Origin of the sequence: Streptomyces sp. NBC_00637 (assembly GCF_045161545.1) — a bacterium.
Classification (GTDB): Bacteria; Actinomycetota; Actinomycetes; order Streptomycetales; family Streptomycetaceae; genus Streptomyces.
On sequence record NZ_CP109047.1, the window covers coordinates 297,889 to 313,524 of the forward strand.

General features: G+C 72.1%; 17 protein-coding genes and 1 pseudogene. 9 read left to right on the forward strand and 9 right to left on the reverse strand.

The window, feature by feature from the left end; genetic code table 11:
• Positions 1–25: 25 nt before the first annotated feature.
• The 9 genes and pseudogenes from OG440_RS39290 (at position 26) to OG440_RS39330 (ending at position 9,586) form a co-directional block, all read left to right on the forward strand.
• Positions 26–502 carry a DUF2752 domain-containing protein gene (locus tag OG440_RS39290; protein WP_331753114.1) on the forward strand — a complete coding sequence of 159 codons (477 nt, stop codon included), beginning with the start codon at positions 26–28 and terminating at the stop codon, positions 500–502.
• 881 nt (positions 503–1,383) lie between these two features.
• A pseudogene (locus tag OG440_RS39295) lies at positions 1,384–2,104 on the forward strand (tRNA-dependent cyclodipeptide synthase).
• Between the two features lie 89 nt (positions 2,105–2,193).
• Positions 2,194–2,568, forward strand: a complete 375-nt coding sequence (locus OG440_RS39300) for a BlaI/MecI/CopY family transcriptional regulator (protein ID WP_406011646.1) — start codon at positions 2,194–2,196, stop codon at positions 2,566–2,568.
• Complete coding sequence (locus OG440_RS39305; protein ID WP_331753116.1) at positions 2,565–3,566, forward strand: M56 family metallopeptidase; 1,002 nt, start codon at positions 2,565–2,567, stop codon at positions 3,564–3,566. Before OG440_RS39300 ends, OG440_RS39305 begins: the two co-directional genes overlap by 4 nt.
• 76 nt (positions 3,567–3,642) lie before the next feature.
• The gene (locus OG440_RS39310) at positions 3,643–3,858 is read left to right on the forward strand and encodes a hypothetical protein (RefSeq protein ID WP_331753119.1); all 216 of its coding nucleotides are present in this window, start codon (positions 3,643–3,645) and stop codon (positions 3,856–3,858) included.
• Between the two features lie 474 nt (positions 3,859–4,332).
• Positions 4,333–4,647, forward strand: a complete 315-nt coding sequence (locus OG440_RS39315; protein WP_406011647.1) for a MerR family transcriptional regulator — start codon at positions 4,333–4,335, stop codon at positions 4,645–4,647.
• 167 nt (positions 4,648–4,814) lie between these two features.
• The gene (locus OG440_RS39320; RefSeq protein WP_331753121.1) at positions 4,815–4,970 is read left to right on the forward strand and encodes a hypothetical protein; all 156 of its coding nucleotides are present in this window, start codon (positions 4,815–4,817) and stop codon (positions 4,968–4,970) included.
• Positions 4,971–5,456: 486 nt separating this feature from the next.
• A complete protein-coding gene (locus tag OG440_RS39325; RefSeq protein ID WP_331753123.1) occupies positions 5,457–6,425 on the forward strand; it encodes a prolipoprotein diacylglyceryl transferase family protein in 969 nt (322 codons plus the stop codon).
• 422 nt (positions 6,426–6,847) lie between these two features.
• Positions 6,848–9,586, forward strand: coding sequence for a lysylphosphatidylglycerol synthase transmembrane domain-containing protein (locus tag OG440_RS39330; protein WP_331753125.1), 2,739 nt, complete (start codon positions 6,848–6,850; stop codon positions 9,584–9,586).
• Positions 9,587–10,023: 437 nt separating this feature from the next.
• On the opposite strand, the gene OG440_RS39335 is transcribed toward OG440_RS39330, so the two are convergent.
• The 9 genes from OG440_RS39335 to OG440_RS39375 all read right to left on the reverse strand — a co-directional run bounded on the left by OG440_RS39335 (position 10,024) and on the right by OG440_RS39375 (position 15,511).
• Entirely contained in the window at positions 10,024–10,197 is a 174-nt protein-coding gene (locus OG440_RS39335) for a DUF6529 family protein (protein ID WP_406011621.1), read from the reverse strand.
• 74 nt (positions 10,198–10,271) lie between these two features.
• Positions 10,272–10,799 carry a hypothetical protein gene (locus OG440_RS39340; protein ID WP_331753127.1) on the reverse strand — a complete coding sequence of 176 codons (528 nt, stop codon included), beginning with the start codon at positions 10,797–10,799 and terminating at the stop codon, positions 10,272–10,274.
• An 861-nt stretch (positions 10,800–11,660) separates the two neighbouring features.
• Positions 11,661–12,299 carry a class I SAM-dependent methyltransferase gene (locus tag OG440_RS39345; protein WP_331753129.1) on the reverse strand — a complete coding sequence of 213 codons (639 nt, stop codon included), beginning with the start codon at positions 12,297–12,299 and terminating at the stop codon, positions 11,661–11,663.
• Between the two features lie 41 nt (positions 12,300–12,340).
• The gene (locus OG440_RS39350; RefSeq protein WP_331753131.1) at positions 12,341–12,904 is read right to left on the reverse strand and encodes a TlpA disulfide reductase family protein; all 564 of its coding nucleotides are present in this window, start codon (positions 12,902–12,904) and stop codon (positions 12,341–12,343) included.
• A gap of 68 nt (positions 12,905–12,972) precedes the next feature.
• A complete protein-coding gene (locus OG440_RS39355) occupies positions 12,973–13,266 on the reverse strand; it encodes a hypothetical protein (RefSeq protein WP_331753133.1) in 294 nt (97 codons plus the stop codon).
• On the reverse strand, positions 13,263–13,496 hold the full coding sequence (locus OG440_RS39360) for a hypothetical protein (protein ID WP_331753135.1): 234 nt from the start codon (positions 13,494–13,496) through the stop codon (positions 13,263–13,265). The genes OG440_RS39355 and OG440_RS39360 overlap by 4 nt, the downstream gene beginning before the upstream one ends.
• Positions 13,493–13,786, reverse strand: a complete 294-nt coding sequence (locus tag OG440_RS39365) for a glutaredoxin family protein (protein WP_331753137.1) — start codon at positions 13,784–13,786, stop codon at positions 13,493–13,495. The genes OG440_RS39360 and OG440_RS39365 overlap by 4 nt, the downstream gene beginning before the upstream one ends.
• Positions 13,783–14,505 (reverse strand): peroxiredoxin family protein, encoded by a 723-nt coding sequence (locus OG440_RS39370; protein ID WP_331753139.1) that lies wholly within the window; start codon positions 14,503–14,505, stop codon positions 13,783–13,785. The genes OG440_RS39365 and OG440_RS39370 overlap by 4 nt, the downstream gene beginning before the upstream one ends.
• A complete protein-coding gene (locus tag OG440_RS39375; protein WP_331753141.1) occupies positions 14,495–15,511 on the reverse strand; it encodes a cytochrome c biogenesis CcdA family protein in 1,017 nt (338 codons plus the stop codon). The genes OG440_RS39370 and OG440_RS39375 overlap by 11 nt, the downstream gene beginning before the upstream one ends.
• Positions 15,512–15,636: the final 125 nt, after the last annotated feature.

A 15,636-nucleotide genomic window follows, 5' to 3' on the forward strand; every position in this document is an offset into this window, starting at 1 on the left:
CACGAGCAGTCACGTGAGGAGAACGATGGCGCACACGTGGCTTCCCTTGCGGCGTTCGGCCGGTGCCGGCTGGCTGCCGCGGATCGAGTGGGGCTGGGAGACGCGGAACGCCCGCTGGTGGGCACTGGGCGGGGCGGGCGCCGTGGTGGTCGTGGCCGGGGTGGCGATGGCGGTGTGGGGGATGTTCCCCGTCGACCTGCACGAGCCGACGCACTTCGCCGGGATCATGAGCCCGACGTGCGGGCTGACCCGCTCGGTCGTGGCCGTCTTCCGTGGCGACGTGGCGGCGGCCTGGCGTTACAACCCGGCCGGGCTGCTCATGGCGGCGGTGTCGGTGGCGTTCTTCGCCCGTCTGGTCGTGGGTTCGGTGGTCGGCCGCGGTCCGGCGGTGCGGGTACGGCCAGGTCGGCTCGGATGGACCATGCTGGGCTTGGCCCTAGTGGCACTGGAGATCCGCCAGCAGGGCCAGGCGCAGCTGCTGATGACCACCGGGCTGCGCTGAGCGGCCACGTCGGTGCGGTGCGCGCCCGTCAGGCGCGTCGGCTGACCGCTTCTCCGGTGAACTCGGGTCGAAGCCCCTACCCGGCATCGATCGGTCGTGGTTGACGAGGTGGCGCAGTGGATCTCGCAGGGGGGATCACGCTGAGCCGAGGGCTCACACGGGTGTCAGCCGGGTCGCCAGGGCCACGGGCCGACCGGTAACCGGATTCCCGGCGACAGTCGATCCAGCCGCCGGCACGGATGCGTTGGCCCAGCTCGCGCGGTCGGGTACGTCGTTCAGGTGATCGGCGGAGTGGTGCGGAGCGGGCATCATGATCACGTCCTACGGTCGGGACCGTGCTCTCCCACCGCAGCAGGCCCGCGCACCGCCGTCTCCTCGGCGCGCTGATCGCGTTGCTGCTGCTGGGCTGCGTGTCAGGCGCGCTCGCCCGTACCGGTTCGGCCATGGGCGCACCGTGCCCGCCCCAAGAAGCCGCGGCCGCTGCCGCTGGGTCCGTCGCCGTTTCGCATGAGGCTCCGGACTCCGGGGCCTCCGTTTGTACGGCCGGCGACCACTGCCTTCCCGCGCGTGCCGAAGCCGCCCCCGGTGTTCCGCTTCCCTCCGCGGACGGGGCTTGGGGAGTTGAGCCGTCGCTTGTGGCCGAGCCACGAGGAACGGGTGCGCCGTACGCCCATGGGCAGCCCGGTGCGACGAATCGCTATGCGCTGAGCGTGATCCGGACGTAGGGCCTTCCGGGGAACCCGGCACCCGTGCCCGGGCGTTGATTTTGACCCGCGCATCTCCGGCGAGCGGAGACGGCCGCTGCCTGGCGGTCGTAGGTCCGCAGCCGGGTTCCCCTGCCGCCGTGCCCACTGTGCCGTCCTACGTACGGGAAGTCCGCCGTGTCTCAAACATGCCTGCCCACACAGCCCGACCCCTCCCATGGCGCCGAGCGGTTCTGGGCCGAGCCGCTCACGGAGCGATGCCGGGCGATCTTCGAAGCCCGCACCCACGCGTGCGTGGGGATCAGCCCGTTCACCAGCTACTTCTCCGCCGAGCGGATCGCCTCCCTCGCCCGCGGGGCCCTGGCCTCCTTCGAGCGGGTGCACTTCTTCGTCCCGGACACCGCGGCCGCGTACACCCTCGAAGCCCTCGGCTACGCCCCCGACCGGGCAGAGTGGAAGGCGCGCCGCCAAGGCCAGTACGTACGGAACAAGATCACGCGGGCGCTGGCCGGGGCCGGCATCACCGAACCGGAGGGGTACCTGCTCGACGGGCAGGCGCTGTCGGCGAGCACCGCCTACCGCGACCTGCTGGAACAGGTCGAGGACCGCTACCGCTCGGATGCCGGCTTCTTCCGGGCGTGCAAGGAGGCTTCGGCCTGGACGCTTCAGCGGCGTCTGTCCTCGGGGCAGACGCCGACGCACGAGCAGCAGCGTGGTGCGGTACTTCCTGGCGGAGCTGCCGCTGTGCCTGGACACGCCTCAGATCACGGGCGTAGCGGAGTCGCTGTTCTGCTACCACCAGGTGCCGGCCTTCCTCGACGACCTGTTCCACCACCGCCTGGCGCTGCGCCCGGCCGCCGGCCAGGGGTATCTGCGCCTGCCGGAGGTGACGCGGTGAACGGCAGCACGCTCCCCGCGTGCCTGGACGCCGACCCCTGGGCGGCACGTACGATGGCGCTTAGGTTTTCGTGGGAGGAGGCGGCCGGGATGCGGGGCTTCGGCGAGCTCGAACAGGCGATCATGGATGTGGTGTGGGCCGCGGAGGGGCCGCTGACCGTGCGCGAGGTACTGGATCAGCTGAACCGTGAGCGGCCGCAGCAGCTGGCGTACAACACGGTGCAGACGGTGATGGAGATCCTGCACCGCAAGGGCTGGCTGTCCCGCGCCAAGGACGGCCGTGCTTTCCGCTACCAGGCCACCAAGGACCGTGAGGAGTACGCCGCCACGCTGATCGACCAGGTGTGGGCGACCGGCGCGGACCGTGCCGCGACCCTGGTACGGCTGTTCGAGCAACTGGACGACGGGGAAGTGGCCGAGCTGCGGGCCGCGCTCGCCGTACGCAGTGTGGGAGGCCGGTCATGAGGGTTGCCCTGCTGCTGCTCGGCTACGCCGCCGTGCTGGCGGTGCTCGGGCCCGTGCTGCTGGCCCGCACGGACTGGGCGGCGCGGGCGCCGAAGCTGGCCATCTGGGCCTGGCAGGCGCTGACCGCCACCGTCATCGTCTCCGTCGTGCTGGCCGGACTGGCGCTCGCGGTGCCCACGGTGCCGGTGAGCGCCAACCTCGCGGCGATGCTGCAGGCGTGCGTGATGGCGCTGCGGGCCCAGTACGCCGCCCCGGGCGGCGCGGCGGCCGCCGCCTCCGGCACGGTGCTGGCCCTGGTCGTGGTCGCTCGCGTCGGCTGGTGCCTGGCGGCGGCTTTGTGGCAGGCGCGCCGGGAACGCGACCAGCACGCCGCGGTACTGCGGATGGTCGGCCGCACGCGTGCCGATCTCGGCGTCACCGTGCTGGACGACGACCGGCCGGCGGTGTACTGCCTGCCCGGATACGGCCACCGCATCGTGCTGACATCGGCCGCGCTGGCCGCGCTGCGGCCGCGCGAACTGGAGGCGGTGATCGCACATGAGCAGGCCCACATCCGCCAGCGCCACCACCTGATCCTGGCCTGGGCCGAGGCCCTGGAGCGGGCCTTCCCCCGGCTGCCGCTGTTCCGCACGGCAGCCCAGGAAACCCGCCGGCTGGTGGAGCTGGCCGCCGACGACGCGGCCACGACCCGCACCGACACGATGACGCTGGCCGGGGCGCTGGTGGAACTCGCCGGGGCGGGCACGCCCGCGGCCTCGCTGGCCGCGTCCGGCGGGCACGTGGCCGGCCGGGTGCGGCGACTGCTGGCCCCGCAGCGACCGCTGCGCCGGGCAGTCGCCTGGGGCGGGGCACTGGCGGCGGGCGCCCTGCTGGCGCTGCCGTTCGTCCTGGCCGCCCAGCCCGCGGTCGCCGCGACCGGCATGACCACCTGCCCGCTGCCCGACGCACCGGTCACCGCCGTACAGGACGCACCGGTCACCCCCGTACAGACCGTGTGACCTCCCGCTCCGGCGCGAGCGTGGTCTCTGATACCTTCGCCATTACCTATGAAGCTTAGGTTTTCGAGGTGAGGGCATGGCCAGGTCCAAAACCGTCCGGAACGCGGAGACAGCACACCGCCGGGACCGGCTGATCATGTGGACGGCGCTCTGCCTGGGCTTGGGGCTCTTCGCCTCCAGCCTGCTCGGCAACATCGTGGGATTCGTTGTGCTGCCCTTCGATCCGCACCACATCTACGGGCAGATCGGCGGCGTCGCCCTGGTGCTTTTCGGCCTGACGCGGTGGCGCTGACTGCCTCCGAGTCGCCGCACGGCACCTGCCACGGCGACGACGGCGCGCGGGGCAGGACGAAGACGGACAGCGGCCACGGCACCACCGCGCACAGCGGGCCCAGGCGCAGCAGACCGGTACGCCTGCCGGTCGGTGTGCAGTCGCGCCCAGGAGCGGCAGCCCCACGACGGCCACAGCCCGGCCGCGCGTCACTCGCACGTTCAGCGACCGCCTGCTCAGCCGGCCCACGATCTCGCGTACGACTTCCATGACTCCCGCCATGAGGACGACGCTGAGCGGGTTGGGCTCCCATGCCTCACCGAAGTGCCCGAGTATCGCGGCGCGTGCCCCGCGGGTCCCGCCGCACAGCAGCCCCGTCACGCCCGCCTGGTGCAGCGGCCCGGGCAGGCCCACCGGCGGCAGCCCGAAGACGGCCATCGCCGCACCCATCGCGATCCCGGCGGCCGTCGGCGGCCCGGGGCACCGGTGCCCGTCGTGCTGCTGCCGGCCGGCCTGGCCCGCTATCCGCTTCCAGGAGGACACGGGCGTCCTGCCGCCACCGGCACGCACCCCACCCCCACCGGGCATCGCGAGTACGGCCCGGAGACGGCCGACCGGCTGCAGTTCCTCCGCCGCTGCCAGGCGGCTGGCCTGTCCCTGCGGGAAGTCCGTCAGGTCCTGACATCCTGGCACGTTCAATTGGCGGCACCGTCGGCGAGGGAACCGCCGTCATCCCTTCGCCGCGCCCCCATCCAACAGATGTTTTCGCTGGTCACGGCCGGTCCGCTGCTACGTGACGGCCGGATGTGAGTACGGACGCCAAAGGCCTGCGGCCCACTGCGGCCCGGCTCAGGCCACAGAGCCGGCACATCGATACTTCATCGGTCCTTCACGCCGTGCTCCTAGCGTCGAGCGCACCAGGAGCCACGGGACGGAAGGGACCACGGCAGGATCAAGCGCAGGACCTTCGGCGTGGCTTGACAGCGGCCACCGCCCTGCTCGGCGGCCTCGGCCCCTGCGGCGACACCACCGCCCTCGCCACGTCGTCCGCCGGACGGACCGCGGCCGAACCCTTCGCGACCCGGTCCCCGAACAACGGCCACGGCATGGACGGCATGGATCAACGCGGATAGCCGCAGGTGGAAGGGGCCCTGCCCGTGACCGGATGCGAAGTGCCGGCCGGCCGCGACGACAGGGGCGCTGCCGACACTCAGCTTCACACCGTAGGAGTTCTCGTGCCCAAGTCCCGTAAGCGGGTGCCTGACAAGCGCAAGATCCGGCAGCCGGCAACCAGCAGGCCCGGCCAGCAGGGAGGTGCCCCGAGTCGGACCACGCCGGAGCCCCCTCAGGCACGGATCACGCTTCCGCCGCTGGACCAGATACTTCCCCCGGGCATGTGGCCGCCGTCGACCGCGCCTGCTTCGGCCTCCTCCGCGACGGGTGCCCCACCGGTGCCGGTCCCGGCACCCCAGGCCACTGGGACACAAGCGGCCCCGGCTGCCGAGGTCCGGGGCGGCGGGTGCGCGGCCTGGAGGGAGGAGCTTGCCGAGAACGTACCCGGGCTGGGAGTGACGTACTGGTTCGACGCCGGACCGGATACCTGCTCCGGGCCCTGCACGATGGCGATCAGGTTTGCCGGGGTCCGCGACGGTGGTGGGCCCGGCAAGGACGCGCGGGACCGGTTCGAGCGAGTGGAGACCGTGGAAGGGATCACCCCGCGCAGCGGCCGGATATCGGTCACCGCGAAGGTGACGGACATCAACCCGGGGACCTGGCACGTCACCGCGACACCGGTCACCCTCGCACCTGCCGGACGCAGCGGCGCCCCGCGGCCAGGACCTCGGCTGGAACCGGCGAAGGTGACGGCCTCGACCCGTTTGGCGCCGCTGGTGCGTGGCCCGGGCGTGCGCCCGCTCGCCTGGCCGGCGCTGGTCGCCGCCGGTGTGGCGCTCGCCGTTGTCGTGCAGGGGCTGCTCGCCGCCCGGGCGGGACTGGACGCCGGGACGGCGGTCTTCGCCTCGCTCGCCGGATCCGTGGTGGGCTACTTCACCGCCAAGGCCTACTACATGGTCCAACACCGCCGGCACCTGAGGCAGTTCGTGGGCGCCGGTACCTGCATCCAGGGCTTCCTGCTAGGGGCGTTCGGCACCGCGCTCGCAGTTGTCGCCGCGGCGGGCATCCCGGTGGGGACGTGGCTGGACGTGGCGGCACCGGGGGTGTTCCTGGCCATGGCCACAGCCCGGCCGGGATGCTTCCTGGGCGGCTGCTGCGCGGGACGGCCCACCACCTCGCGATGGGGACTGTGGTCATCCGACCGCAGGGTGGGGATCCGTCGCGTACCCACCCAGCTCATCGAAGCCCTCCTCGCCCTGACCCTCGGCGCGGCGACGCTCGCCGCAGACCTGACGTGGCGCCCCGCCATCCCAGGCACGCTCTTCGTCGCCGCCATGGCCGCCTACGCCTTCGGACGGCAACTGCTGTTCCCGCTGCGCGCGGAAGCCCGCAAGACGACGACCGGTCGGCCGCTCACCGCGGCCGCCGCGCTGCTCGTGCTCCTGGCCGCGCTCGCGGCACTCATCCTTGGCTGACACCGGTTGTCCGCATACCCATCCAGCTGTCGACCACCTTTTCTGTCCCCTGATGGCGGAAGAATGCAGATATGAGTTCCTTCGCGCGCGCCGCGATCGGCGCCGTCCCAGCGCGCCCGGCACATGCCGGTCTCCGGGATACGGCCCTGGGCCGTGCGCGCCGCCCGTGGGCGGCGGACTCCACCCGGCGCGGACGCCGCGCCGCCACGGGACGTCACCGCCGCATCGCGGCATGCCCCGTCGCAGCTGCCGGGTGCCGCTCTTGCCCAGCCCCTCCGCCACGTCCCGGTACGTCGTCACCAGCCCTGGCGGGATCCGGGCGGCGCCCCCTCGGACACCCCGCTCCGCGAATTCGGGCGGGTGCCGCGCCGTCGTGCTCTGCGGACTCGGCCGCGCCACCCTCTGCCGAGCGGTGACCGGCGATGCGAGATCAAGGAGACGCGGCAGAGCAGCGGGGCGCGGAGCCTGCGGAGCGTCCCGGCGCCCCTGACGGGCCGTCGCGCCCGGAGACCACGGAGCCCGGCAGGCACCCGGACAAGCTCTCCGACAGGCACCCTCCGGACGCCGTACACCCGGAGGGCAAGGCTCCGTCCTGCGGCGACGGCGACGAAGAGACCCCCGCCGGCCGGGACTTGGGGGACGAGCCCCTGCTCCCCACGCGCGTGCATCGGCCCGCCGATCTCGTGCACGTGCTGCTCGGCGTGCTCGGCATCGCCGTCGTCCTTGCCCTCGCCGCCGTCGCGCACGGCACCACCGCGGGCCTGGAGCAGGACATCGGCAGGGGCGCGGAGGAGGCGCCCGACCTGCTGACGCGGTTCACCGGGTTCGCCTCCGGCGTCGCCGTCCTCATCGTCCCCGTCGCCTTCGCCGTCGAGCGGCTGATCAAACGCGACGGACTGCGCATCGCGGACGGCGTGCTCGCCGCCGTCCTGGCCTACGCGGTCTCGCTCGCCACCGACCTGTGGGTGACCGGATCCGCCCCCGGCTCGATCCAGGAGGCGCTCACCAGGAAGACCTCCGGCGGGGGCCTCACCGACCCGGTGCACGGCTATCTGGCCCCCGTCATCGCCTATATGACGGCGGTCGGCATGGCCCGCCGCCCGCGCTGGCGGGGCCTGCTGTGGGCCGTGGTGACTCTGCAGGTCCTCGCGGTGCTCGTCGGGGGCTTCGCCACGCCGTTCTCGATCACCGTCACGGTGCTGATCGGCTGGACGGTGGCCTCCGGCACGCTCTATGCCGTCGGCTTCCCGAACATCCGGCCCACCGGCCGGAACCTCCTCGCGGGCCTGCGGCGGGTCGGCTTCACCCCGGTCAGCGCCCTACGTGCCGAGGAGCCGGCGGACGCCGGCCACCAGGAGCGCGGCCGCCGCTACGTCGTCACCGTGGAGGACGGTCCGCTGCTGGACGTCACGGTGGTCGACCGGGAGCAGCAGGCGCAGGGCTTCTTCTACCGCCTGTGGCGCAACCTGACGCTGCGGGGCATCGCCGCGCGCCGCGGCCTGTGGTCGTTGCGCCAGGCCCTGGAGCAGGAGGCGCTGCTCGCGTACGCGGCCACCGCGGCCGGTGCCCACGTGCCCAGGCTGCTCGCCACATCCGAGCTGGGCCCGGACGCCGTGATGCTTGTCTACGAGCACACCGGCGGCCGCAGCCTCGACGCGCTGGCGGACGAGGAGATCACCGACGAGCTGCTGTGCGACGCCTGGCGGCAGGTGCGGGCGCTGCAGTCGCGGCGCGTCGCGCACCGCAGGCTGGTCGGCGACGCGATGGTGGTGGACCCTTCCGGCTCGGTGGCGCTGACCGATCTGCGCGGCGGCGAGATCGCGGCCGGCGACCTGGTGCTGCGCATGGACATCGCCCAGCTCCTGGCCACCCTCGGCCTGCGGGTCGGCGCCGAGCGGTCGGTGGCCGCCGCCGTGGACGTCCTGGGCCCGGACGCGGTCGCCGACAGCCTGCCCCTGCTGCAGCCCATCGCGCTCAGCCGCACCACCCGCGCCGCGCTGCGGCAACTCGCCAGGGCGCGGGCGCGGCGCGAACGCGAGGCGGTGCTGGCCGCCTCCCGGGCGGCGCACGAGGCGCGCGGGAGTACGGGCCGCGCGGTGACGCGGGCCGAGACGCTCGCCGAGAAGAGGGCCGTCGAGGAGGCGATCGAGGAAGACCGCGAGGAGGATCTGCTCGCCCGGATCCGGCGGCAGATCCTGCTGATCCGGCCGCAGGCGCCGGTGGAACCGGCCCGCCTGGAGCGGATCAGGCCACGCACGCTGGTCAGCATCGTCGCGGGCGCCTTCGCCGCGTACTTCCTGCTCTCCACGCTCACCCAGGTCAGCTTCGTGGACGTGATCGCCGAGGCGAACTGGTACTGGGTCGCCGGCGCACTGCTCTTCTCCGCGCTGACCTATGTCGCGGCCGCGCTGGGCCTGCTCGGCTTCGTCCCCGAGAAGGTGTCCTTCGCCCGTACGGTGCTGGCCCAGGTCGCCGGGTCCTTCGTGAAGCTGGTGGCGCCCGCGGCGGTGGGCGGTGTCGCGCTCAACACCCGCTTCCTGCAGCGCGCGGGGGTACGGCCGGGGCTCGCCGTGGCAAGCGTCGGCGCCTCCCAGCTGGTGAACCTGGGCGTGCACGTCGTCCTGCTGCTGGTCTTCGGCTACGTCTCCGGGACCGAACGCACCCCGTCGCTGGCCCCGTCCCGCACGGTGATCGCCGGGCTGCTGGCGGCCGCGGTGCTGGTGCTGGTCGTGACGGCGGTGCCCGCGCTGCGGACGTTCATCTCGACGCGTGTGCGGTCGCTGTTCACGGGCGTGGTGCCGCGGATGCTGGACATCGTGCAGCGGCCGCGGAAGCTGCTGACCGGCATCGGCGGGGCGCTGCTGCTGACGCTGGCCTTCGTGATGAGTCTGGATGCCTCGGTCCGGGCGTTCGGCGGCGAGCTGAGCTTCGCGAGCATCGCGGTCGTGTTCCTCGCGGGCAACGCGCTGGGATCCGTGGCGCCGACGCCGGGCGGTGTGGGGGCGGTCGAGGCGGCGTTGGCCTTCGGTCTCATCGCGGCCGGACTGGACAAGGAGACCGCGACGCCGGCGGTGCTGCTGTTCCGGCTGGTGACCTTCTGGCTGCCGGTGCTGCCGGGCTGGCTGTCCTTCACGCACCTGACGCGCAGGGAGGCGGTATAGAGGCGGCCCCGAAGGGATCGGGCGGTCTGCCCCTTCTCAGGGCCCTCCGCTTGGCGGGTGCTGCGGGCCGGGGACAGCAGGAGCCGGTGGACTCACCGTTGCAGTGGCGGCCCGGCGACACACGGCGAAGACAACCCACCCTCGGCCACCCACACGGGGGCCGACGGCACCATCAGCTCTCCTGTGCCGGGTGTGTACAACAAACCGGCGGAACTGGATCTTGGAGTGACACCGGATGACCGATGTTGTACGCGAGTCGGAGATCAAGGCGTCGTCGGAGCTGCGACGGCTGCCGCAGCTTGGGCCGTCGACGACCAACTGGTCGGGATGCCGGCTGAGCGGGCCCGAGCGGAAGGGCTGCAGTTGACCGGAGAGGGCGGACTGCTCCAGCACCCGACGAAGCGGGTGCTGGAGCAGTCCGCCCCTGGACGGCGAAATCACTGGAGCGCGATCCTCACCAGCGCGCTGCCCAGCTGCGCCTTCAACTCGTTGGCGTTGTTGCCGCGCCGCCAGGACAGACTGCTGGCGTAGTCGGGCGTGTGCGACCGGCCAAACGCGTACAGGGCGACAACGGCGGCGATCGCACCCAGGGCCAGTATGAGAGGCCGCATCGAGCGAGGCATCGGCGTGTCGGTACGTCGGTGCGTCACTCCGTCTCCATCCCGAATGACTGAGGATGCGTCGGTCAGTCGCCTTCGACCTTGTCGCCAGCCGCGTTGAGCACGTACCACTTGGCGCCGAACTGGCTGAGTTCCTCACCGTTGGTGTCGCCTGGCTTCGTGTCACCCGCGTAGTAGTACAGCGGGTGGCCGTTATAGGTGACTTCAGTGCTGCCGTCGGACCGTTTGGTCGTACCGAGCAGGGTTGCCTTGGCGTGCTTCGCGGCCTTCGGCGCGCCGGAGGCGAGCATCGGCGGCCACGCGGCAGCGCAGGTGCCGACGCAGGTCGACTTCGTCGACGTGTCAGCCTCGAACAGATAGAGGGTCGAGCCTTTCCCGTCGACCAGGATCGGGCCGTACTTGCTGGACGCGACGGCGACCGTGGACTCGGTCGCGCCCGTGCTGGACGAGGATGTGGCGGGCGCTGACGTGCCGGTGGTTGCCGGGGAGGTGGTCGGGGCCGTCGTCTTGCTGCTGCTTGAACAGCCGCTGGAGACGGCAACGAGGAGAGCGGAGGCCACTGCCCAGGTAATCGCCATGACGGGGTGCTTCATAAAGGCTCCTGAAGGGACGGAACATGCCGGCCAGGCCGGGCCGCGCGGGGCGTGGCGGCGCTGCGTCACACGGAACGCCTCTTCCTCCCACTACTAGGGGACAGCGCAAGGGGCATGTCAACGCGTCCGCTCCGCGCGCCCCACGTACGAGGAAAGGGCTCTGGCCCGGATGGACGAACCTCATGCCGGACCATGCCTCTGGCTGCCACCCGGCTGTGCTCCCAGCCGGCCTTGGCTACCTCGGCCGGGAGAGCCGCCAGCTGCGAGAGCTTGTGATCGACCGCCCGACTGCGTGTCTCCGAGGCGGCCAACGGCACACCGCGCCAGCATCATCCGGCCCTCACCTCGGGCCTCCGGATCCGTTCGGCCTGCGATTGATGCGTCTTGGCTGCTCAGCCCTGAAGCAGGGCGCGCCGAACCGGTCGCGGTTGTCCTTCACGCCCGGCAGGGCGAGACCTCCCGCAGCGGCCGACCTCCATCGCATATGAACAGCTGAAGCTGGGCTTTCGCGACCGTGAGCCGCAGGGCGGATGGCCTCCCGCACAAGTCGTGGACGGTCGGCAAGAGCGGTTCCCGCTGAGTGGCTTCGTAACCGAAAGCTGACCACTGGCCTGTTGCCGTGCATCTCGGCCCTGGCGGGCGTCCGCGGGGATGCGGGGCAGCAGTCCAGCGCGGCGGCACGGCCTTCGGCTACAGGCTGACGATGTGCTGGGCACCGCCGTATGTACTGGCCGCTGACACCGCCCGTACCTCGGCGAGCTCATTCCCGCCCTCCGCTGCAGCGCCCCCACCGGGCCTGCCCGCCGTCACTCATCCGCGCAGCCTCTCGTTCTGGGTACGGGGAGGCGCCCTGGTCTGGGCTCACGGCCGGGTGGCGCTGCCGATGATGTGGGTCGTGTCCGGGGCGAGGGGAGAGAAGGAGAACCCGAAGCGGTCGACGTGGTCGATGGTGAATCCGGCGGCCCGGATCGCGGCCTCGGTGTCCCGGTTGGGGTGGCAGCCGCCCGCGGCGCGGCGCCACAGCGGGGTGACGGCGTCTTCCAGCAGCGCGGCCCAGCGGCGTGGTGAGCGCACATGCTCGTAGAAGCGCAGCCGGCCGCCGGGGCGCAGGACCCGGGCTGCCTCGGCCAGGGCCGCGGCCGGATCGCCGACCGAGCAGAGCACCAGCGAGTACACGACGGCGTCGAACTCCCCGTCCTCGCCGGGCAGTTCACCGGCGTGCCCGGCGCGGACGGTCATGGGCACCGGGGCGGTGGCGGCGGCCTGCTCGGCTGCCGTTCGCAGGGTCTCGTCGGGTTCGAGGGCGACGACGTGGTCCACGGTGTCCGGGTAGTGGCGGAAGTTGCGGCCCTGTCCCGCGCCGACCTCCAGGACGCGGCCGGTAAGTCCGTCCAGCAGGCGGCGCCGGTGCTCGGCGCCGCCCCGGCGGTCCGCCTCCCGCGCGATTTTCAGGTAGGTCCGCGCGAACCGGGGATGCTGCAACGACTCCTGGTTGGTCACCGGCGGGCTCCTGCGGGTGGGTTGGCGTGAGACAGGCGCGGTCAGGGCGTCTCGGCGGCGATGCCCTTGATGATGGGCAGGAAGCCGCGGTAGGTGAGGGGGCCGATCGACAGGGCGGCGACCTTGCCGGTTTTGTCCAGGATATAGGTGGAGGGAACGGCGCGGGGGGCCAGCTGTTTGAAGCCGATCGCGGTGCGGCTGTCCGGGTCGTAGATGCTGGGGTAGGTGATGCCGTAGTTGCGCTCGAAGGCCTTCGCCGCGGTCTTGCTGTCGCGGATGTCGATGCCGAGGAACCGCACGCCCAGTGCCTCGGTCTCCTTGGCGAGCCGGGCCATTTCCGGTGCTTCCTTGCGGCACGGCGCGCACCACGACCCCCAGACGTTGATCACCACGACGTGGCCGCGCAGCGTCGCGATGTCGGCGTGCTCCCCGGACAGGGTGGTGCCCTTCAGGGTGGGGGTGAGGGTGCGTTCGCCTGGTTTGACGTACGTCGAGGAGCTGCCCCTCGCCGCCCCCAGGGATCCGGATCCGGCACTGTTCTGTTTCCCCTGGAGGCTGCCGCAGGCGGTGAGGGTGCCGGTGGCCAGGGCCAGCAGCCCGGTCATGGCCGTGCGCCGCGACGGCCCCGCGGGGCGGGGGATGCGGGACCGCCGCGGGGCTATGTCCGAGGTGTTCAGCGTGACTCATCCTTCTGCAGCCGTACCGTGCCCTCGGTGGAACGCAGATCCAGCTCGTGGTGGAGCAGCTGGACCTCCTCGCGCAGCCGTTTGATCTCCGCGTCCGTGGCGTCGGGCGCCGTCGACCGCGCGTCCTGCCGCGTGTCAGTGGTGTCCGAGGCGGTGTGGCAGGACGACTGCTGCGGCGTCATGTGGCAGCCGCGGCCCTTGAGCATGGGCCGGACGCAGAAGACGTACGTGAGTGCGGCGGCCGCCGCGGTGAGCAGCAGCGGCACGACGTACGCGGTCATCGCGTACGCTCCGCCGGCGCGTCGGAGGGGCTGTCGACCCTGCCCCGCAGGTCGTTGATCTCCTTGCGCAGGGCGTCCACCTCCTGCTCACGCGGATCGGTCGTGAAGCCCGCGTGACCGGCGGTCTTGTCCTGCGCGGGCTGGCGGTTGCCCTTCATCATGAACCACATCATGGCGCCCATGCCGACGGGGCAGGCGAGGGCGGGCAGGGCGTAGAGGAACTGACTCACGAGGAACTCCTGTCGGTGCTGCGGGGTGCAGGGGTCGGGCTGTTGAGGGTGCGGCGCAGGCGGCGTTCGGAGAGCCGTCCGTAGCCGAAGGGCTGTCCGTCCAGGAGGATCCCGGGGGCGAAGAGGACTCCGGCGTCGAGTGCGAGCTTCTGGCCTTCCTCGCTGCCGAGGTCGATTTCGGTGACGACCAGGGGGTGGTCGGCGCCGACCTTGGCCAGGACTTGCTTGGCGTGCTCGCACAGCGTGCAGTCGGCCTGGGTGAGCAGCGTGATCTCGCGGGCTGCGGTCATGACTTCCGCCCGGCTTTGAGGTCGGCGAGCAGCTTGTCGACCTTGACGTACATCGTGTACTTGGGGGCGCCGCCGTAGTCGGCCCGCCACTGGATCTTCCCGTCGGGGCCGACCAGCACGAAGCTGTGGCCGTCGCGGGAGTCGCCCATCATCCCGTACTGGTTGGCCTGGTAGGCCTTGGAGACCTTCAGGTCGGGGTCGGAGAGCACCGGGGTGGTGATGCCCTCGTCCTTGACCTTGCGGGCGACGAGGTTGGCCTGGTCGCTGGTGATGGAAAGGATCTCGTCGACGCCTGCGGTCTTGATCTGCTTCGCGGACTTCTCGAGGTCCTTGATCTGGTCCCAGCACGGCTGGCAGCTCAGGCCCTCCTGGAAGTACAGCAGCACGGTCTTGCCGTGCGCGGCGGCCAGGCTCTGCGTGCCGCCGGCGCTGGAGGCCAGCGAGAAGCCGGGCGCGGTCTTGCCGATGCCGGGGCTGCCGACCTCGTAGCCGCCTGCGGTCGAGGACTTCTCGGACCGGTTGAACACCGCGTACAGGCCCGCGGTGACGGCGAGTACGGCGACGACGACCAGTGCGATGGTGCGCAGCCGCCGTCGCTGCTGTTGCTGCCGTTCGCGCTCGCGCATCTGGGCCGCGTGGTCACGGCGTGCGGCCTTGTTCGCGGCCTTGGTGCCCGGCTTGGGCCCGGTCTGTGCACCGGGCCGGGTCTCAGCGCCCATCAGTGGGGGTCTCCATCGTCGTGGTGCGGTTGGGGTCGGTGGCCCCTGCCGTGGCAGAGGCGAGGTGTTCGGTATCGGCGGAGGTCCCGGTGCCCTCACAGCAGTCGGCCGCGGGAGTCGCCGTATCGGACTCGATGTCGGACTCGGACTCGGCTCCGGCGGCCGGGCGCAGCGCGCGGCGGATCAGCAGCGTCAGCAGGGCGGCGACGACGACGGCCACGGCCCAGCCGGGCACCCATGACAGCGCCTTCGTGGTCACGGAGGCGGCATGCTGCAGGTCGGCGGTGAGGGTGGCCCGCCAGCCCGAGCTGCCCATGTCCGGGCCGCGGACGCCGAGGGCGACGGTGAGCACACCCATGACGACCAGCAGCACCCCGGCGAGCAGGTCGCCCAGCGGCAGGCTGCGCTCCCACCGTCCGGCCCGCAGCCGCACCCGGCGGCTCTGCAGCACCCGGGCGGGACCCCGGTGTCCGCGCTCCCAGGCCAGGGCGATCACCACCAGCGGAGCGACCATGCCCAGCACGTACACCAGGCCCACGCCCAACGCCGCGAGGAAGGAACCGCTGGCCCCGGACAGCACCACGACGCCGGCCAGCACCGGCGCGCAGCAGGCGCTGGCGATCCCGGAGAACGCCCCCAGCCCGTACGCGGCGCCGAAACCGCCGCCCTGCGGGCCGCGCCCGGACGGCATCGGCAGCTTCGGCTTCCACCCGGCGATCACCGCCAGCCCGCCGGCCAGCATCAGCAGCCCGCCGGTCAGGTAGACCCACAGGTGGTAGCGCACCAGCACGGCCGAGATAGCGGCGGCGCCCAGCCCGATCGGCACGATCACCGTGGCCACTCCGGCGCCGAAGGCCAGCGTGGCCGCGAGGACCCGGCCGCGGGAGCGGAACCCGGTGGCGAAGTAGGCCGGCAGCATCACCGAGATGCAGCACGGCGCCAGCAGCGCCACCATCCCGCCGAGGAATGACGCCAGCAGCGTCGTCCCGAACAGCAGCTCGCCCATCCATAAGACCTTTCCGCAGGTCGCGCGCCCGAGGGCCCACGATCACCTATGCAGCTTCGGACCTAAGGTACCTAGGAGATAGGGTTCGTGTCGACCCATCGCCCCCGGGCGAGTGACCATCACGC

Bases quoted from the DNA above. Each gene is read 5' to 3' on its own strand.
- OG440_RS39335 (WP_406011621.1), bottom strand. From the start codon at position 10,197: ATGCGGCCTCTCATACTGGCCCTGGGTGCGATCGCCGCCGTTGTCGCC.
- OG440_RS39350 (WP_331753131.1), bottom strand. From the start codon at position 12,904: ATGACCGGGCTGCTGGCCCTGGCCACCGGCACCCTCACCGCCTGCGGC.
- OG440_RS39305 (WP_331753116.1), top strand. From the start codon at position 2,565: ATGAGGGTTGCCCTGCTGCTGCTCGGCTACGCCGCCGTGCTGGCGGTG.
- OG440_RS39355 (WP_331753133.1), bottom strand. From the start codon at position 13,266: ATGACCGCGTACGTCGTGCCGCTGCTGCTCACCGCGGCGGCCGCCGCA.
- OG440_RS39300 (WP_406011646.1), top strand. From the start codon at position 2,194: ATGCGGGGCTTCGGCGAGCTCGAACAGGCGATCATGGATGTGGTGTGG.
- OG440_RS39310 (WP_331753119.1), top strand. From the start codon at position 3,643: ATGGCCAGGTCCAAAACCGTCCGGAACGCGGAGACAGCACACCGCCGG.
- OG440_RS39330 (WP_331753125.1), top strand. From the start codon at position 6,848: ATGCGAGATCAAGGAGACGCGGCAGAGCAGCGGGGCGCGGAGCCTGCG.
- OG440_RS39370 (WP_331753139.1), bottom strand. From the start codon at position 14,505: ATGGGCGCTGAGACCCGGCCCGGTGCACAGACCGGGCCCAAGCCGGGC.
- OG440_RS39290 (WP_331753114.1), top strand. From the start codon at position 26: ATGGCGCACACGTGGCTTCCCTTGCGGCGTTCGGCCGGTGCCGGCTGG.
- OG440_RS39340 (WP_331753127.1), bottom strand. From the start codon at position 10,799: ATGAAGCACCCCGTCATGGCGATTACCTGGGCAGTGGCCTCCGCTCTC.
- OG440_RS39375 (WP_331753141.1), bottom strand. From the start codon at position 15,511: ATGGGCGAGCTGCTGTTCGGGACGACGCTGCTGGCGTCATTCCTCGGC.
- OG440_RS39325 (WP_331753123.1), top strand. From the start codon at position 5,457: ATGGCGATCAGGTTTGCCGGGGTCCGCGACGGTGGTGGGCCCGGCAAG.
- OG440_RS39365 (WP_331753137.1), bottom strand. From the start codon at position 13,786: ATGACCGCAGCCCGCGAGATCACGCTGCTCACCCAGGCCGACTGCACG.